General features: G+C 71.0%; 17 protein-coding genes. 13 read left to right on the top strand and 4 right to left on the bottom strand.

Annotated features, from left to right (window positions below; all coding sequences use genetic code 11):
• Window positions 1-402: 402 nt before the first annotated feature.
• Together ACZ41I_RS31555 and ACZ41I_RS31550 are read right to left on the bottom strand one after the other, a co-directional pair.
• Window positions 403-1,722 (bottom strand): D-arabinono-1,4-lactone oxidase, encoded by a 1,320-nt coding sequence (locus tag ACZ41I_RS31555; RefSeq protein ID WP_468515658.1) that lies wholly within the window; start codon window positions 1,720-1,722, stop codon window positions 403-405.
• Window positions 1,682-2,920 carry an MFS transporter gene (locus tag ACZ41I_RS31550; protein WP_468324217.1) on the bottom strand — a complete coding sequence of 413 codons (1,239 nt, stop codon included), beginning with the start codon at window positions 2,918-2,920 and terminating at the stop codon, window positions 1,682-1,684. The genes ACZ41I_RS31555 and ACZ41I_RS31550 overlap by 41 nt, the downstream gene beginning before the upstream one ends.
• Before the next feature lie 172 nt (window positions 2,921-3,092).
• Between ACZ41I_RS31550 and ACZ41I_RS31545 the strand changes: the two genes are divergently transcribed.
• Window positions 3,093-4,220 carry a ferrochelatase gene (locus ACZ41I_RS31545; RefSeq protein WP_468515657.1) on the top strand — a complete coding sequence of 376 codons (1,128 nt, stop codon included), beginning with the start codon at window positions 3,093-3,095 and terminating at the stop codon, window positions 4,218-4,220.
• Between the two features lie 8 nt (window positions 4,221-4,228).
• Window positions 4,229-5,044, top strand: coding sequence for an inositol monophosphatase family protein (locus tag ACZ41I_RS31540; protein ID WP_399772329.1), 816 nt, complete (start codon window positions 4,229-4,231; stop codon window positions 5,042-5,044).
• Window positions 5,045-5,245: 201 nt separating this feature from the next.
• Here the strand turns inward: ACZ41I_RS31540 and ACZ41I_RS31535 are convergent, their stop codons facing one another.
• Window positions 5,246-5,419 (bottom strand): hypothetical protein, encoded by a 174-nt coding sequence (locus tag ACZ41I_RS31535; RefSeq protein ID WP_167528465.1) that lies wholly within the window; start codon window positions 5,417-5,419, stop codon window positions 5,246-5,248.
• A gap of 418 nt (window positions 5,420-5,837) precedes the next feature.
• Here ACZ41I_RS31535 and ACZ41I_RS31530 point away from each other — a divergent pair, with 418 nt between their 5' ends.
• From ACZ41I_RS31530 to ACZ41I_RS31515, 4 genes are all read left to right on the top strand, one after another.
• Window positions 5,838-6,491, top strand: a complete 654-nt coding sequence (locus ACZ41I_RS31530; RefSeq protein WP_031165802.1) for a response regulator transcription factor — start codon at window positions 5,838-5,840, stop codon at window positions 6,489-6,491.
• A gap of 6 nt (window positions 6,492-6,497) precedes the next feature.
• Window positions 6,498-7,745 carry a sensor histidine kinase gene (locus ACZ41I_RS31525; protein WP_363215076.1) on the top strand — a complete coding sequence of 416 codons (1,248 nt, stop codon included), beginning with the start codon at window positions 6,498-6,500 and terminating at the stop codon, window positions 7,743-7,745.
• Window positions 7,746-8,138: 393 nt separating this feature from the next.
• Window positions 8,139-8,435: a DUF4193 domain-containing protein gene (locus tag ACZ41I_RS31520; protein ID WP_003997302.1), complete on the top strand. Its 297-nt coding sequence runs from the start codon at window positions 8,139-8,141 to the stop codon at window positions 8,433-8,435.
• A gap of 13 nt (window positions 8,436-8,448) precedes the next feature.
• Window positions 8,449-9,363 carry a hypothetical protein gene (locus ACZ41I_RS31515; protein ID WP_399772326.1) on the top strand — a complete coding sequence of 305 codons (915 nt, stop codon included), beginning with the start codon at window positions 8,449-8,451 and terminating at the stop codon, window positions 9,361-9,363.
• Here the strand turns inward: ACZ41I_RS31515 and ACZ41I_RS31510 are convergent.
• Window positions 9,360-9,863, bottom strand: coding sequence for a DUF3093 domain-containing protein (locus tag ACZ41I_RS31510; protein ID WP_468515656.1), 504 nt, complete (start codon window positions 9,861-9,863; stop codon window positions 9,360-9,362). The two genes, ACZ41I_RS31515 and ACZ41I_RS31510, sit on opposite strands and share 4 nt — an antisense overlap.
• Window positions 9,864-9,921: 58 nt before the next feature.
• On the opposite strand from ACZ41I_RS31510, the gene ACZ41I_RS31505 reads away from it, so the two are divergent.
• The 7 genes from ACZ41I_RS31505 (at window position 9,922) to ACZ41I_RS31475 (ending at window position 16,524) form a co-directional block, all read left to right on the top strand.
• On the top strand, window positions 9,922-10,506 hold the full coding sequence (locus tag ACZ41I_RS31505) for a PaaI family thioesterase (protein WP_363215079.1): 585 nt from the start codon (window positions 9,922-9,924) through the stop codon (window positions 10,504-10,506).
• Window positions 10,503-11,054: a dUTP diphosphatase gene (dut, locus tag ACZ41I_RS31500; RefSeq protein WP_363215080.1), complete on the top strand. Its 552-nt coding sequence runs from the start codon at window positions 10,503-10,505 to the stop codon at window positions 11,052-11,054. Before ACZ41I_RS31505 ends, dut begins: the two co-directional genes overlap by 4 nt.
• A gap of 1 nt (window position 11,055) precedes the next feature.
• Entirely contained in the window at window positions 11,056-11,820 is a 765-nt protein-coding gene (locus ACZ41I_RS31495) for a DUF3710 domain-containing protein (RefSeq protein ID WP_363215081.1), read from the top strand.
• A 228-nt stretch (window positions 11,821-12,048) separates the two neighbouring features.
• Window positions 12,049-14,631, top strand: coding sequence for an ATP-binding protein (locus tag ACZ41I_RS31490; RefSeq protein WP_468515655.1), 2,583 nt, complete (start codon window positions 12,049-12,051; stop codon window positions 14,629-14,631).
• Window positions 14,628-15,317 carry a response regulator gene (locus ACZ41I_RS31485; RefSeq protein ID WP_363215083.1) on the top strand — a complete coding sequence of 230 codons (690 nt, stop codon included), beginning with the start codon at window positions 14,628-14,630 and terminating at the stop codon, window positions 15,315-15,317. The genes ACZ41I_RS31490 and ACZ41I_RS31485 overlap by 4 nt, the downstream gene beginning before the upstream one ends.
• Before the next feature lie 43 nt (window positions 15,318-15,360).
• Complete coding sequence (locus ACZ41I_RS31480; RefSeq protein ID WP_076095565.1) at window positions 15,361-15,759, top strand: OB-fold nucleic acid binding domain-containing protein; 399 nt, start codon at window positions 15,361-15,363, stop codon at window positions 15,757-15,759.
• A gap of 3 nt (window positions 15,760-15,762) precedes the next feature.
• On the top strand, window positions 15,763-16,524 hold the full coding sequence (locus ACZ41I_RS31475) for a DUF3159 domain-containing protein (protein WP_399772320.1): 762 nt from the start codon (window positions 15,763-15,765) through the stop codon (window positions 16,522-16,524).
• The last annotated feature ends 36 nt before the right edge of the window (window positions 16,525-16,560 follow it).

Here is a 16,560-nt window from a genome sequence, read left to right as displayed (position 1 = left end):
CTTCCGCTAGTCGAGTGTGGCCTGCCCGGGTGCAGCCTGCCACAACCTTGCCGAGTTGCCCGGCGTGTCGGGCACGGACCCTGGGTCGCCGTTATGGCACGGTTACCTGTTCGCAACGCTAAGTGACCAAGTCTGTCACCCTGTGCAACTAGCCCCCCTCCCGGCGGTCCTGCAAGGCCGCGGACACCCTGGTGGGAGACCGGACCCAGGGCTCGCAACAGTACTCCATTTGGACCATGTGCGTGGATGGGCGCGCCGCCCAACTTCTGGCAAGGCCTATGACTTGGCCCTTGGCAACCGGTTTTACCGATCATGAACGTGGCGAACTTCACGCAATCAGCAGAAACGGAATTATTGGTTTCGTCGGTACGTCCGCCCTTCTCGGCGAGCCCGCCACGGGGTCTACGAGCCCAGAACCCTCCGCAAGTAGTCGTTCTGGAACAGCCGTTCCGGGTCCAGGCGGTCCCTCAGTGCGGTGAACTCGTCGAAACGCGGGTACACGCGTGCGAAGTACTCCGCGTCGCGCGTGTGCACCTTGCCCCAGTGCGGTCGGCCCTCGTGCGCGGTGAAGATCCGCTCGGCGGCGGTGAAGTAGGCCTGGTACGGCGTGCCCCGGAACATGTGGACGGCGACGTAGGCGGTGTCCCGGCCGGACGCGGTGGACAGGGTGATGTCGTCGGCCGGTGCGGTGCGCACCTCCACGGGGAAACTGACGCGCAGCCCGGAACGGTCGACCATGGTCTTCAGCTCCCGCAGCGTCTCGGTCAGGGCCGCGCGCGGGACGGCGTACTCCATCTCCACGAAGCGCACCCGGCGCGGGGAGGTGAAGACCTTGTAGGGGATGTCGGTGTACGTCCGCGCGGACAGGGCCTTGCTGGAGATCCGGGCGATGGCCGGGACGGTGGCGGGGACGGCTCGGCCGACCCACTGGGCCACCTGGAAGACGCCGTTGGAGAGGAACTCGTCCTCGAACCAGCCGGCCAGCTGCCCCACGGGCTGCTCGGGGCCGGCGCTGCGGTTGTTCCGCTTGGTATTGGTGCTGCCGGTGTGCGGGAACCAGTAGAACTCGAAGTGCTCGTTCTCGGCCCACAGTTGGTCGAACTCGGCCAGTACCCGCTCGAAGGGCATCGGCTCCTCGCGCGCGGCGAGCAGGAAGAGCGGCTCCACGGCGAAGGTGAGGGCGGTGACGATGCCGAGGGCGCCGAGGCCTATTCGGGCGGCCGCGAAGACGTCCGGGTTCTCCTTCTCGGAGCAGGTGAGCACCGAGCCGTCGGCCGTGACGAGTTCGAGGCCCTTGATCTGGGCCGCGATGGAGCCGGACGCACGGCCCGTGCCGTGCGTGCCGGTGCTGGTGGCCCCGGAGACGGTCTGCTCCATGATGTCGCCCATGTTGGTCAGCGACAGGCCCTCGCGCGCCAGGGCCACATTGAGTCTCTTGAGCGGGGTGCCGGCCTGCACCGTGACCGTCATGGCTTCACGGTCGATCCTGCGGATGCCCGTCAACAGTTGAGGGCGGATCAACACACCGTCGGTGGCCGCGATCGACGTGAAGGAGTGGCCGGTCCCGACCGCCTTCACCTTCAGGCCGTCCTCGGCCGCCCGGCGCACCGCCGCGGCCAGCTCGTCCACCGACGCCGGCGCGACCTGCCGGGCGGGCCGGGCCGAGACGTTCCCGCCCCAGTTACGCCAGGTGCCGTTCTTCCCGCTCGCCGTGCTGCTCAACGGTGCCTCCCCGACCCGCGGCCGGCCTGCGCAGCCGGCGGTACCCCAGGAAACCGACCGCGACCGCGACGGCCCCGGACACGGCCGGAACCCCGTACCCGGCCCGTGCCCCGGCGGCGTCGATCACCCAGCCGGCCACGGAGGAGCCGAGCGCGACTCCGACCGCGAGGCCGGTGCTCACCCAGGTCATGCCCTCGGTGAGCTGCGCGCGAGGTACGTGCTCTTCGATGAGGGACATCGTCGTGATCATCGTCGGTGCGATGGACAGCCCCGCAACGAACAGCGCCACGGCCAGCAGCGGCAGGCTTCCGACCAGTAGGAGGGGGATCATACTCACGGCCATGGCCGCCACGCCCAGTAGCCAGCGACGTTCCGGTGCCCCGGCGAACCGCAGCAGCCCGAAGACCGCGCCGGCCACACAGGAACCGGCCGCGTACAGCGCGAGGACCAGGCTCGCGGCGCCCTTGTGGCCGCGCTCGTCGGCGAAGGCGACGGTGACCACGTCCACGGAGCCGAAGATCGCGCCGGTCGCGGCGAAGGTCGCCACCAGTACCTGCAGCCCCGGCGAGCGCAGGGCGCTGCCGCCGCCGTGCTTCTCGCGCGGGTGCGGCTCCGGCTCGGTGGCACGCTGGGCGGTGAGCCAGAAGACGCCGGCGGCCAGGAAGCAGGCGGCGAGCAGCGGCCCGGCCTCCGGGAACCAGGCCGTGGACAGCCCGATGGAGATGATCGGGCCGAAGATGAAGCACACCTCGTCGACGACCGACTCGAACGAGTAGGCGGTGTGCAGCTTGTCGGTGCCCCGGTACAGCGCCGCCCAGCGAGCTCGGATCATCGCGCCGAGGCTCGGCACCGAGCCGATCCCGGCGGCGCACACGAACAGCACCCAGTCCGGCCACTTCAGATGCGCGGCCAGCAGCAGCCCGGCCGCCGCCGTCAGGGCCACCAGGGTCGCGGGACGCAGTACCCGGCGCTGCCCGTGCTGGTCGACCAGCCGGGAGATCTGCGGGCCGATCACCGCGGCGGACAGCGCGATGGTGGCCGACAGCGCGCCCGCGAGCCCGTACCGCCCGGTCAGCTGGGAGACCATCGTGACCACGCCGATGCCCATCATCGACAGCGGCATCCGGCCGAGGAATCCCGCGGCGGAGAACGCCTTGGTGCCGGGCTCGGCGAACAGGGCTCTGTAGGGGCTGGGCACGGGGTCTCCGAAGCGGCTCGGTAAGGCGCGAATGCGGCCGATACAGCTTACGAGTTAGGGGACCCTAATTGCACCTCGTTCGACCGTGGGAAATACCGGCATAAACCGACTGGAACCCGACTCGTCACCCCACTGTTGCCCGGCTGTCAGTGCCGGGTGGCAGGATCGAGACATGCCAGACGCGCTCGATGCCACCCCGTACGACGCCCTGCTCCTGCTCTCCTTCGGCGGCCCCGAAGGCCCGGACGACGTCGTCCCCTTCCTGGAGAACGTCACGCGCGGGCGTGGCATCCCGAAGGAACGCCTGAAGGAAGTCGGGCAGCACTACTTCCTGTTCGGCGGGGTCAGCCCCATCAACGACCAGAACCGCGCCCTGCTGGACGCCCTGCGCAAGGACTTCGCCGAGCACGGACTGGACCTGCCGGTCTACTGGGGCAACCGCAACTGGGCGCCGTACCTCACGGACACCCTGCGCGAGATGGTGGCCGACGGCCGCCGCCGCATCCTGGTGCTCGCCACCAGCGCCTACGCCTCCTACTCCGGCTGCCGGCAGTACCGCGAGAACCTCGCCGACGCGCTGGCCACCCTTCAGGCCGAGGGCCTGGAGCTGCCGAAGGTCGACAAGCTGCGGCACTACTTCAACCACCCCGGCTTCGTCGAGCCCATGATCGACGGCGTGCTGCGCTCCCTCGCCGACCTCCCCGAGGACGTCCGCGCGGGCGCTCACATCGCCTTCACCACGCACTCCATCCCGGCCTCCGCCGCCGACAGCTCGGGCCCGGTCGAGGCCCACGGGGAGGGCGGCGCGTACGTCGAGCAGCACCTGGAGGTGGCCCAGCTGATCGCCGACGCCGTCCGCGAGCGCACGGGCGTGGACCACCCCTGGCGGCTGGTCTACCAGTCCCGCTCCGGCGCCCCGCACATCCCGTGGCTGGAGCCGGACATCTGTGACCATCTGGAGGAGCAGCACGCGGCGGGCGTTCCGGCCGTCGTCATGGCGCCCATCGGCTTCGTCTCCGACCACATGGAGGTCCTCTACGACCTCGACACCGAGGCCACGGCCAAGGCCGAGGAGCTGGGCCTGCCGGTGCGCCGCTCGGCCACCGTGGGCGCCGACCCGCGGTTCGCCGCCGCGGTCCGCGAGCTGATCACCGAGCGTGCCGCCGTGGAGCGCGGTCAGGAGATCACTCCCTGCGCCCTGGGCGCCCTCGGCGCGAGCCACAACATCTGCCCCGTCGGCTGCTGTCCGTCCCGTACGCCCCGCCCGGCCGCCGCCGGCGCCGACAGCCCCTACGCGTGAGGAGCCCCGTGACCGACGCCCTGCACCGGGAACTGCTGGAGCTGGCCCGGGAGGCCGCCCGCCGGGCCGGGGAGCTGCTGCGCGACGGCCGCCCGGCCGACCTGGCCGTGGCGAGGACCAAGTCCAGCCCCATCGACGTCGTCACCGAGATGGACATCGCGGCGGAGAAGCTGATCACCGACCTGATCTCCGGCCGGCGGCCCGACGACGGCTTCCTCGGCGAGGAGGGCGCCTCCAGCGAGGGCACCAGCGGCATCCGCTGGGTGATCGACCCGCTGGACGGGACGGTGAACTACCTGTACGGCCTGCCGACCTGGGCGGTGTCCATCGCGGCCGAGCAGGACGGCGAGACGGTCGTCGGGGTCGTGGCGGCCCCGATGCGCGGCGAGACGTACCACGCCGTGCGCGGCGGCGGCGCATGGGCCACCGGCGCGTGGGAGGGCGAGCGGGCGCTCGCCTGCCGTCCCGCGCCCCCGCTGGAGCAGGCGCTGGTCTCCACCGGCTTCAACTATGTCGCCGAGGTCCGCACCCACCAGGCCGAGGTCGCCGGCCGGCTCATCCCGCTGCTGCGGGACATCCGGCGCAGCGGCTCGGCGGCGGTCGACCTGTGCGATGTGGCCTGCGGCCGGCTTGACGGGTACTACGAGCGGGGGCTCAACGCGTGGGACTTCGCCGCGGGTGACCTGATCGCCCGGGAGGCGGGCGCGCTGGTCGGTGGACGGCCCGGGGAGCGGCCGTCGCGGGATCTGACGGTCGCCGCGGCGCCGGGGGTGTTCGAGCCGCTGCAGGGGCTGCTGGAGGAGTTCGGCGCGTGGCACGACTGAGGGGGCAGGGCGCGGAGGCCGGCACTGCCGGTGACCGCCGTCGTGGCTGAGCGCCGCGGCGGCGCGAAGAAAGCGCCGGCCGGCTGCACGGCAACCGCCGGCGGCAGGGAGCGCGCCCGGCGCACCGCACGATGCACCGCACGACGCAAAGGGACCCCGGCGCTGGATTCGCCGGGGTCCCTTCTTGCGCTTTCGAGCCGATCAGACGCGTGACGCGCCGACCTCCACACCGTGGTCGGCGGCGAGGCGTCGCAGGTCGTCGAGCTCTGCCTGCTCCACCTCGACGAGGAAGTCGTCGCCCTCGTCACGAGCCCGCGACAGGTCGGACTCGGTCGCCCTTATGCGCTGCAGAAGTCCTGCGGTGAAAGCGTCCATGCTGCGCCCCCTCGTCCTGGGTCGTGGGTCGGTGGCACGGGGGTGTGCCTGTTGGGAAAGGGGCGATCACGTCTCTCACGGGTGCCCAGCGCTGCCCTGCTGGGCGGCGACGGTGCCGGACACCCGCGCCCACTCTGCAACAAGCGGATCGTGGGGTACCGCATGGTGCTGCGGCACATGCAGAGCGTGATCGCGGGGTGTAAAGCCGTCCTCCCCCCGCTCCCTCACCCGGAAACCTCAACCGGAGGAGAAAATCTCGTATTCCTGCCCCGGGCGCCGGTCCGTGCCGTCCGCAACCCGCCTTACAGCCGACTTACGGCCGAAAAGGGCAGGATGGAGGTCACACCCCACGAACACCCCTGCCCGCACACGCCCACACGGTGCGCTGTCGCGGGTGGACAGAGGAAGGACAAGCGACGTGCGCGTACTCGTCGTCGAGGACGAGCAGCTGCTCGCCGATGCGGTGGCCACCGGACTGCGCCGGGAGGCCATGGCCGTCGACGTCGTGTACGACGGTGCGGCCGCCCTGGAGCGCATCGGCGTCAACGACTACGACGTGGTCGTCCTCGACCGCGACCTCCCGCTCGTCCACGGCGACGACGTCTGCCGCAAGATCGTGGAGCTGGGCATGCCCACGCGCGTGCTGATGCTCACCGCGTCCGGCGACGTCAGCGACCGGGTCGAGGGCCTGGAGATCGGCGCCGACGACTATCTGCCCAAGCCCTTCGCGTTCAGCGAGCTGATCGCGCGCGTGCGCGCCCTCGGCCGCCGTACGAGCGTGCCCCTGCCGCCGGTCCTGGAGCGCGCCGGCATCAAGCTGGACCCGAACCGCCGCGAGGTCTTCCGCGACGGCAAGGAGATCCAGCTCGCGCCCAAGGAGTTCGCGGTGCTGGAGGTCCTCATGCGCAGCGAGGGCGCGGTCGTCTCCGCCGAGCAGCTGCTGGAGAAGGCCTGGGACGAGAACACCGACCCGTTCACCAACGTCGTGCGCGTGACCGTGATGACCCTGCGGCGCAAGCTCGGCGAGCCCCCGGTGATCGTCACCGTTCCCGGCTCCGGCTACCGGATCTGATCCGCCATGGCCGCCACTCCCGCGCCGCCCCAGGCGCCCCCGAAGCCCACCTGGGATCCCCGGAGACCGCAGCCCCCCTTCCCGTGGCTGCGCCCGACCATCCGGATACGGCTCACGCTGCTGTACGGCGGCATGTTCCTGATCGCCGGCATCCTGCTGCTGTCGATCATCTATCTGCTGGCCGCACAGGCGATCAGCACCGGCAACCAGCCACTGTTCAAGATCGTCAGCGGTACCCAGATCCGGGTCTCCAGCGACAACTGTCCCGCGATCAACGGCGGCACGCTGCCGCTGTCCGACTTCAACGACGCGATCGCCCACTGCGTGGACCAGCAGCGCCAGGAGGCCCTGGACGACCTGCTCAGCCGCTCCCTGCTGGCCCTGCTGGGCCTCGCCGTGATCGCGTTCGCGTTCGGTTACGCGATGGCCGGCCGCGTGCTGTCCCCGCTCGGCCGGATCACCCGCACCGCCCGCCAGGTGGCCGGATCCGACCTGTCCCGCCGGATCGAGCTGGACGGCCCGGACGACGAGCTGAAGGAGCTGGCGGACACCTTCGACGACATGCTGGAGCGGCTGCAACGGGCCTTCACCGCCCAGCAGCGCTTCGTCGGCAACGCCTCCCACGAGCTGCGCACCCCGCTCGCGATCAACAGAACGCTGCTCGAGGTCCATCTGTCGGACCCGGACGCCCCGGTGGAGCTGCAGCAGCTCGGCAGGACGCTGCTGGCGACCAACGAGCGCAGCGAACAACTGGTCGAGGGTCTGCTGCTGCTCGCCCGCAGCGACAACCAGATCGTCGAGCGAAAGCCCGTCGACCTGGCCGAGGTCGCCACCCAGGCCATCGATCAGGTGCACGCCGAGGCCGACGCCAAGGGCGTGAAGATCCGCGGCGAGCGCAAGCCCGCCGTGGTGCAGGGCAACGGCGTGCTGCTGGAGCGGATCGCGCTGAACCTGGTGCAGAACGCCGTGCGGTACAACGTGCCCGAGGACGCCTGGGTCGAGGTGAACACCGAGGTCCAGCACGGACAGGCGGTGCTGACCGTCACGAACACCGGGCCGGTGGTGCCGGCGTACGAGATCGACAACCTCTTCGAACCCTTCAGGCGGCTCCGTACGGAGCGCACGGGCAGCGACAAGGGTGTCGGTCTCGGACTGTCCATCGTCCGGTCCGTGGCGCGCGCGCACGGCGGCCACATCGTGGCGCAGCCTCGCGACGGCGGAGGCCTGGTGATGCGGGTCACCCTGCCGTTGTGATCCTGGACCGACACACGCGAGGCATGTTCGCTTTGCGCGGAATCCTCGGGGCGCCGGACGGGGTTCACATTGTGTGATCAATCACATGGGAGGATTTCCGGCCATGTACGCTCCGTGATCATGACAGATGGCAGAAAGCCGGGAAAGTCCTGGTTTTCAGGGCTCTTGATCACGGGAAGTACACGGTGAGGCGCCTTTGAGGTGCGGCATTCGAACCGTGTACGGTCCTCACCGCCATCCAAGCCGATCACTCTTGAGGGGTCGGGTTGGGTGTCGATTGAGTAACAGACCTTGATGTGAGGCAAAATCTCCGCCTCAGGTCGGGCACAAGTCCGGCCTCTCACGCGTTACGTGCGCTGGAGACACCGCAGACACCCAGAGGGGGAGAGCGATATGGCAACCGATTACGACACTCCACGCAAGACCGATGACGACGTCGACTCGGACAGTCTCGAAGAGCTGAAGGCCCGGCGGAACGACAAGTCCACCTCGTCGGTGGACGTCGACGAGTTCGAGGCCGCCGAGGGCCTCGAACTGCCCGGCGCCGACCTCTCGAACGAGGAGCTGGCCGTCCGGGTCCTGCCGAAGCAGCAGGACGAGTTCACCTGCATGAGCTGCTTCCTGGTGCACCACCGCAGCCAGCTGGCCCGTGAGAAGAACGGCCAGCCGATCTGCCGCGACTGCGACTGAGGTCGGGTCGGCCGTGACTGGCTCGACCCCTCCACGGAAGCGCCGCTTCTCCCTCGGGAAAGCGGACGAAGGGCCGTCCGACGGCCCGCACGGCGCGCGTGACGACGAGCGGGGCTCACCGGGAGTGGTGGCCCCGCTCGAACCGGCGACCGACCGGGCTGACCACCCGGCGCCGGTGCGGCAGCCCGCGCCCGTCGCACGGCGACGGGCCGCGGTGATGCGCGACAAGGCCCGGGACCTGGCCCGGGAAGGGGCCCGCAGGGGCGGCAGCCGCGCCCGCGCGGGCCTGGCGTACCTCGCGGACCGGATCATCGAGATCGCCCCGCGTATCCCCGTACGCGACCTCGCGACCCTGCGTCGGCAGTTCCCGGAGCTCGGCCCCGAAGAACTCGCCGACAAGCTCGTGGCGGGCGCGGCGGCCGGCACCTCCACGATCGGCGCCGGGATCGGAGCGGCGGCGATGCTGCCGGTACCGCCGGCCATGCCGACCGAGCTGGCCGCTGAGATCACCGGGGTCGCCGCGATCGAGGTGAAGCTCATCGCCGAACTGCACGAGGTCTACGGCGTACGACCGCCCGGGAACCTGAAGACCCGCAGTACCGCGTATCTGTCCTCCTGGTCGGGGGAGCGCGGGATCGACGTGATGAAGCCGTCGACGTACGACGTGGCCCTCGGCGGCCGCATGAAGCGCGAACTGCGCCAGCAGATCATGAAGCGGATGGTCCGGGACCTGCCCAACCTCATGCCGTTCATGGTGGGCGCCGCGGTCGGGGCGGTCATGAACCGCAGGGACACCAAGAGACTCGCCGCCCGCATCCGGGCCGACCTGCGCAAGATCCAGGTGCCGTGGGAGGAGCTGGCGGAGCTTCCCCCGCTGGAGAAGCCGGCGGACCCGCTGAAGCTGCGCGATCTTCCGGAAGAGCTCTAGGGGGTGTCGTTCGGATCATCCCGGCGTCGCGGGCTCTGGGCGCCGGACTTCCGGGCCGCCTCGATCGCCGCCGCCAGCTTCTCCGGCTCCCGCGTCGACAGGTACAGGTACGGCGTCGGGTCCTCGGGGTCCGTGACCTCGACGCGCAGGGCCGTCGGGATGTAGGCGCGCAGCAGCAGGAAGGCGCGGGTGTCGGCCTTGTACGTCCGCCAGGCGCGGGCCTCCTCCGCGTCCAGCACCTCCGACTCGCCCAGCGCCGACACCGGGATCTTCGCCTCCCCCGCGATCAGCGAGTCGCCCACCACACGGATGCGCGGCGAGCCGTAGGCACTGGCCACCACCGCCGCGGCCGCCGTACCGCCGACCAGACCGCCGAGCAGCGGCAGGGTGCCGAACGGGAGCAGGATCAGGGCGAACGAGACACCCACGAGAAGGCTGATCAGCCACCATGAGCGGGGGGCGGTGAGGCGTTCTTCGTAGGGGGTGGCGGAGAGCTGCATGGGGCCAAGCTTGGCACGGGATCCTGATATCCCCGACGCGCGGGTAAGGTCTGCGGCTGTGAGTGGTAGTTCCGCAAGCCTTCAGCCCCCCGCCGACGCGGTGAAACCGGTACGGCACCCCGACGCGCCCGCGCCCGGGGAACTCCTCGGTGCCCACTACGAACACTGTTTCGGCTGCGGCCCCGGGCAGCCGCACGGCCTGCACCTGGAGGCTCGCGCCGGTGACGATGTCTCGCTGACCGCCGAGTTCACCGTCCAGCCCGCCCACCAGGGCGCCCCCGGCCTCGCGCACGGCGGCGTGCTGGCGTCGGCCCTGGACGAGACCCTCGGCTCGCTGAACTGGCTGCTGCGGACCATCGCCGTCACCGGCCGGCTGGAGACCGACTTCGTACGGCCGGTCCCGGTGGGCACCACGCTGTACCTGGAGGCCGAGGTCACCGCCGTCGCCGGGCGGAAGATCTACTCCACCGCCACCGGACGCATCGGCGGCCCCGACGGGCCCGTCGCCGTCCGCGCCGACGCCCTCTTCATCGAGGTCAAGGTCGACCACTTCATCGACCACGGCCGCGAGGAGGAGATCCAGGCCGCCATGAGCGACCCCGACCAGGTCCGGCGCGCCCGCGCCTTCGAGGTGAACCCGTGAGCCGCCGTCCCCTGAACGTGCAGCTCCGGCGCATCGACCCCGACGTACCGCTTCCGGCGTACGAGCACCCCGGGGACGCCGGGGCGGATCTGCGGACCACCGAGGCGTGCGAGCTGGAGCCCGGGGAGCGGGCGGTGCTGCCCACGGGCGTGTCGATCGCCCTGCCCGAGGGGTACGCCGCCTTCGTGCATCCGCGCTCCGGCCTCGCCGCCCGCTGCGGTGTCGCCCTCGTGAATGCCCCGGGGACGGTGGATGCCGGGTACCGTGGGGAGATCAAGGTGATCGTGGTGAATCTCGATCCGCGCGCGAGCGTGCGGTTCGAGCGCTTCGACCGGATTGCCCAACTGGTCGTCCAGCAGGTCGAGAGGGTCCGCTTCCAGGAGGTCGCGGAACTTCCCGGCTCGGCGCGGGCCGAAGGGGGCTTCGGGTCCACCGGTGGCCATGCCGCGGTGGGCGGCGAGAGCGGCACAAGCGGTCAGGCCGCCGAGGGCGGTCCGACGGGTGGGAATCGATACGCTTCGGTCGTATCCGACCGGGAAGGACAGTGACGTGTTCGGACGTCGCAAGAAGAAGGGTGCCGCCGAGGACGCGGCCGGCGAGGCCGAGCAGGTCGTCGACAACGTCGACACCGAGGCGGACGAGGAAGCAGAGGCCGAGCGCGAGCGCGTCCGGCTGGAGCCCGGGCCGCGGCCCGACGGGCCGTGGGACAGCAGCGAGGTGCGCGACCCGGGCGAGGGCCGCGTGGACCTCGGCGGGCTGTTCATCCCGGGCGTCGACGGCATGGAGCTGCGGGTCGAGGTCGCCGGTGACGCGATCGTCGCCGCGACCGTCGTGCTGCGTGACAGCGCCATCCAGCTCCAGGCCTTCGCCGCGCCCAAGCGTGAGGGCATCTGGGGCGAGGTCCGCGAGGAGATCGGGGCCGGTATCACCCAGCAGGGTGGCATCGTCGACGAGGTCGAGGGGCCGCTGGGGTGGGAGCTGCGGGCGCAGGTGCCGGTGCAGCTGCCGGACGGCACGGGCGGTTTCCAGGTCGTGCGGTTCGTCGGCGTGGACGGTCCGCGCTGGTTCCTGCGCGGTGTGATCTCCGGGCAGGGCGCGGTGCAGCCGCAGGCCGCGGGGCTGCTGGAGCAGATCTTCCGGGACACGGTCGTGGTGCGCGGTGAGGGGCCGATGGCGCCTCGTGACCCGATCGTCCTCAAGCTGCCCAACGACGCGCAGATGGTCCCCGAAGGGGTCCAGCAGGAGGAGGGCTCGCGCTTCTCCGGGGGTATGGGGCAGTTGCAGCGGGGGCCGGAGATCACGGAAGTTCGATAGCCCATCGGGTTCACGGGCCGTGCCTTCGAGGGGCGCGGCCCGCTTTTTTGCGGGGTCTCGCCCTTGGGGGTCCTCCGTTGCCGAGTGCGGGTTCGTCGTGCGTGAACAAGGTGGTCATCAGGGTTGCGTCAAAGTTGCCCCCGGCCCGCCCTCCTGTCCCGTTTGCCGTGATGGTTGGCCGTAAGGTCGACGCTGCGTAGGCAGCAGTCACCGGAAGACAATGGAGCCATGGCACGCGGCAAGCTTCGGATCTACCTCGGCGCGGCACCGGGCGTGGGCAAAACCTACGCCATGCTCTCCGAGGCGCATCGCCGGGTGGAGCGGGGCACCGACTGTGTCGTGGGCTTCGTCGAGCACCACGGCCGGCCGCGCACCGAGGTGCTGCTGCACGGCCTGGAGCAGGTGCCGCGCAGGCGGCTGGAGTACCGGGACACCGTCTTCGGCGAGATGGACGTCGACGCCGTGCTGCGCCGGGCGCCCGCCGTCGCCCTGGTCGACGAACTCGCCCACACCAACATCCCCGGCTCCCGCAACGCCAAGCGCTGGCAGGACGTGGAGGAACTGCTCGCCGCCGGCATCGACGTCGTCTCCACCGTCAACATCCAGCACCTGGAATCACTCGGCGACGTCGTGGAGTCGATCACCGGGGTGCGGCAGCGCGAGACCGTTCCGGACGAGGTGGTACGGCGCGCCGACCAGATCGAGCTGGTCGACATGTCGCCCCAGGCCCTGCGCCGCCGTATGGCCCACGGCAACATCTACCAGCCCGACAAGGTCGACGCGGCCCTGTCCAACTACTTCCGCCCCGGCAACCTCACCGCCCTGCGCGAGCTGGCGCTGCTGTGGGTGGCCGACCGGGTCGACGAGTACCTGAACGAGTACCGCAGCGAACACCGGGTCTCCAGGATCTGGGGATCGCGCGAGCGGATCGTGGTCGGGCTGACCGGCGGCCCCGAGGGGCGCACCCTGATCCGCCGGGCCGCGCGGCTCGCCGAGAAGGGCGCCGGCGGTGAGGTGCTCGCCGTCTACATAGCGCGCAGCGACGGTCTGACCGCGGCCTCCCCGAAGGAGCTGGCCGTCCAGCGCACCCTCGTGGAGGACCTCGGCGGCACCTTCCACCATGTCGTCGGGGACGACATACCGGCCGCGCTGCTGGCCTTCGCGCGCGGTGTCAACGCCACCCAGATCGTGCTGGGCTCCTCACGCCGCAAGGTCTGGCAGTACGTCTTCGGACCCGGCGTCGGCGCCACGGTGGCCCGGGACTCCGGTCCCGACCTCGACGTCCACATCGTCACCCACGAGGAGGTCGCCAAGGGCCGCGGACTGCCCGTGGCCCGCGGCGCACGGCTCGGGCGGGCCCGGATCCTCTGGGGCTGGGCGGTGGGTCTGGTGGGCCCCGCGGTCCTCGCGGTGCTGCTGAACACCATCGACCTCGGCCTCGCCAACGACATGCTGCTGTTCCTGGCGGTCACCGTCGCGGCGGCGCTGCTCGGCGGCCTGCTGCCCGCGCTGGCCTCGGCGGCCTTCGGCTCGCTGCTGCTGAACTACTTCTACACCCCGCCGCTGCACCGGCTGACCATCGCCGATCCCAAGAACATCGTCGCCATCGCGATCTTCTTCGGAGTCGGCATGTCGGTCGCCTCGGTGGTGGACCTCGCCGCCCGCCGCACCCACCAGGCCGCCCGGCTGCGCGCCGAGTCGGAGATCCTCTCCTTCCTCGCCGGGAACGTGCTGCGCGGCGAGACCAGCCTGGAGGAGCTGCTGGAGCGGGTCCGGGAGACCTTCGCGATGGAGTCGGCCGCGCTGCTGGAGCGGGCGAGCGACGTCGAGCCGTGGACCTGCGCCGGGCGCGCCGGGTTCGGGCGGGCGCTGGAGCGGCCCGAGGACGCCGACGTCGACATGCCCGTCGGCGACCACATGGCGCTCGCGCTCACCGGCCGGGTGCTGCCCGCCGAGGACCGCCGGGTGCTCGCCGCCTTCGCCGCGCAGGCGGCCGTCGTCCTGGACCGCCGGCGGCTGCAGGAGGAGGCCGACCAGGCCCGCACCCTCGCCGAGGGCAACCGCATCCGCACCGCCCTGCTGGCCGCTGTCAGCCACGACCTGCGCACGCCCTTGGCCGGCATCAAGGCCGCGGTGTCGAGTCTGCGCTCCGACGACGTGGCCTGGTCCGAGGAGGACCGGGCGGAGTTGCTGAAGGGCATCGAGGAGGGCGCCGACCGGCTCGACCACCTCGTCGGCAACCTCCTCGACATGTCCCGCCTGCAGACCGGTACGGTCACCCCGCTGATCCGCGAGATCGACGTGGACGAAGTGGTCCCCATGGCCCTGGGCGGCGTACCCGAGGACAGCGTCGCACTGGACGTGCCCGAGACGCTGCCGATGGTCGAGGTCGACCCCGGGCTGCTGGAGCGGTCCGTGGCCAACCTGGTGGAGAACGCCGTCAAGTACAGCCCGCGCGGGCGCCCGGTGCTGGTCTCCGCGAGCGCCATGGCGGACCGGGTGGAGGTGCGGGTGGTGGACCGCGGGCCGGGCGTGCCGGACGAGGCCAAGGACCGTATCTTCGAGCCCTTCCAGCGGTACGGTGACGCCCCGCGCGGCGCCGGGGTCGGGCTCGGCCTCGCGGTCGCCCGGGGCTTCGCGGAGGCCATGGGCGGCACCCTCAACGCCGAGGACACGCCGGGCGGGGGCCTCACCATGGTCCTGAGCCTGCGGGCCGCACGACCGGGTCCGGAGCCCCTGGAGGCGGGCGCGGACCTCGCAGGATCTCCCACGGGGGAGGACCTCGCAGAACCAGAAAGGCAGACCCTATGACGACCCGGGTGCTCGTGGTCGACGACGAGCCGCAGATCGTGCGCGCCCTCGTGATCAACCTCAAGGCGCGCAAGTACGAGGTCGACGCGGCCCCCGACGGCCGTACGGCGCTCGAACTCGCCGCCTCCCGGCACCCCGACGTGGTCGTGCTGGACCTGGGTCTGCCCGACATGGACGGCGTCGAGGTGATCAAGGGCCTGCGGGGCTGGACCCGCGTGCCCATCCTGGTCCTGTCCGCCCGGCACTCCTCCGACGAGAAGGTCGAGGCGCTGGACGCGGGCGCCGACGACTACGTCACCAAGCCCTTCGGCATGGACGAGCTGCTGGCCCGGCTGCGGGCCGCCGTACGCCGGGCCGAGCCGGTCGGGGCCGGCGAGGACGACCTGACGACCGTGGAGACCGAGGGCTTCACCGTCGACCTGGCCGCCAAGAAGGTCAACCGGGCCGGCAGGGACGTCCGCCTCACCCCGACCGAGTGGCACCTGCTGGAGGTGCTGGTCCGCAACACCGGGCGCCTGGTCAGCCAGAAGCAGCTGCTGCAGGAGGTGTGGGGGCCCTCGTACGGGACCGAGACGAACTACCTGCGCGTATACATGGCCCAGCTGCGCAGGAAGCTGGAGACGGACCCCTCGCACCCGAAGCACTTCGTCACCGAGCCCGGCATGGGATACCGCTTCGAGAAGTGAGCTGCGCTACGGTGCCGTCGGTGGGCCCCGGTACGCTTCAGGTATGAGTGCTGTTCCTCGTTCCGAAAAGCCGGCCGGCCGGTTCCGGCGCATGCTCGACCGGCTCTCCTCCTCACAGGAGGACCTGGAGTCCGAGGAGCTGCGCGAAGACGCCGAGACGGCGGGCTGCACGAAGATCGGTGACTGCCACGACCGGCAGATCGTCACCGTAACTGGTACCTTGCGCACGGTCACCTTGCGACCACGCGCCGGGGTCCCGGCCCTGGAGGCCGAGCTGTTCGACGGCTCCGCCGCGCTGGACGTGGTGTGGCTCGGCAGGCGTTCCATCGTGGGCATAGAACCGGGGCGCAAGCTGATCGCATCGGGCCGGATCTCGATGAGCCGGGGCCGCCGGGTGCTTTTCAACCCGAAGTACGAACTGCGACCCCTCGGACGGGAGTAGCCGGTGACGTCCCTCGACAAGCCGACCGAAAGCACCGACCACAATCCCCCCGACGAGACCGGCGACGCCCGCGCGGTGACCGAGGCCGCGTTGTTCGAGGCGTTCGGCGGTGTCCGCGGCATGGTCGAGACGGTCGTGCCGGGCCTGCTCTTCGTCGCGATCTTCACGGTCAGCAAGGACCTGCATGTGTCGGCGATCGCGGCGCTGATCGTCTCCCTGGTCCTGGTCGTGGTCCGGCTCGCGATGAAGGACACCGTCAAGCACGCCTTCAGCGGCGTGTTCGGCGTGGCCTTCGGCGTGGTCTTCGCGATGTTCACCGGCAACGCCAAGGACTTCTACCTGCCCGGCATGCTCTACACGCTGGGCCTGGCGCTGGCGTACATCGTCACGACCCTCGCCGGGGTGCCCCTGATCGGCCTCATCCTCGGCCCGGTCTTCAAGGAGAACCTCTCCTGGCGCACCCGCAACCCCGGCCGCAAGAAGGCCTACGCGAAGGCCAGCTGGGCCTGGGGCCTGATCCTGCTCGCCAAGTGCGCGATCCTCTTCCCGCTCTACTGGTGGTCCGACACCACCAGGCTCGGCTGGGTCCTGGTCGCCCTGAAGATCCCGCCGTTCCTGCTGGCGGTGTGGCTCACCTGGGTCTTCCTGGCGAAGGCGCCCGCGCCGATCGACGTGTTCGCGGAGATGGAGGCGGAGGAGAAGGCGGCCGAGGAGAGGAAGGCCGCTGCCGAGGCCGCCGGCGGCAGGCACCGCCGGGAGGGCTAGGGGGTGTCCGGCGGCTGGTCGGCCGTCGTACGACGA

It is taken from the genome of Streptomyces sp. NPDC030799, assembly GCF_055572255.1.
The sequence above is the reverse complement of the archived record's forward strand: the minus strand, read 5'-3'. Positions and strand labels throughout refer to the sequence as shown.

What these genes read in the sequence shown, in the direction of transcription:
- ACZ41I_RS31545 (WP_468515657.1), top strand. Translation starts at nt 3,093, where the DNA reads ATGCCAGACGCGCTCGATGCCACCCCGTACGACGCCCTGCTCCTGCTC.
- ACZ41I_RS31535 (WP_167528465.1), bottom strand. Translation starts at nt 5,419, where the DNA reads ATGGACGCTTTCACCGCAGGACTTCTGCAGCGCATAAGGGCGACCGAG.
- ACZ41I_RS31525 (WP_363215076.1), top strand. Translation starts at nt 6,498, where the DNA reads ATGGCCGCCACTCCCGCGCCGCCCCAGGCGCCCCCGAAGCCCACCTGG.
- ACZ41I_RS31520 (WP_003997302.1), top strand. Translation starts at nt 8,139, where the DNA reads ATGGCAACCGATTACGACACTCCACGCAAGACCGATGACGACGTCGAC.
- ACZ41I_RS31510 (WP_468515656.1), bottom strand. Translation starts at nt 9,863, where the DNA reads ATGCAGCTCTCCGCCACCCCCTACGAAGAACGCCTCACCGCCCCCCGC.
- ACZ41I_RS31490 (WP_468515655.1), top strand. Translation starts at nt 12,049, where the DNA reads ATGGCACGCGGCAAGCTTCGGATCTACCTCGGCGCGGCACCGGGCGTG.
- ACZ41I_RS31485 (WP_363215083.1), top strand. Translation starts at nt 14,628, where the DNA reads ATGACGACCCGGGTGCTCGTGGTCGACGACGAGCCGCAGATCGTGCGC.
- ACZ41I_RS31480 (WP_076095565.1), top strand. Translation starts at nt 15,361, where the DNA reads ATGAGTGCTGTTCCTCGTTCCGAAAAGCCGGCCGGCCGGTTCCGGCGC.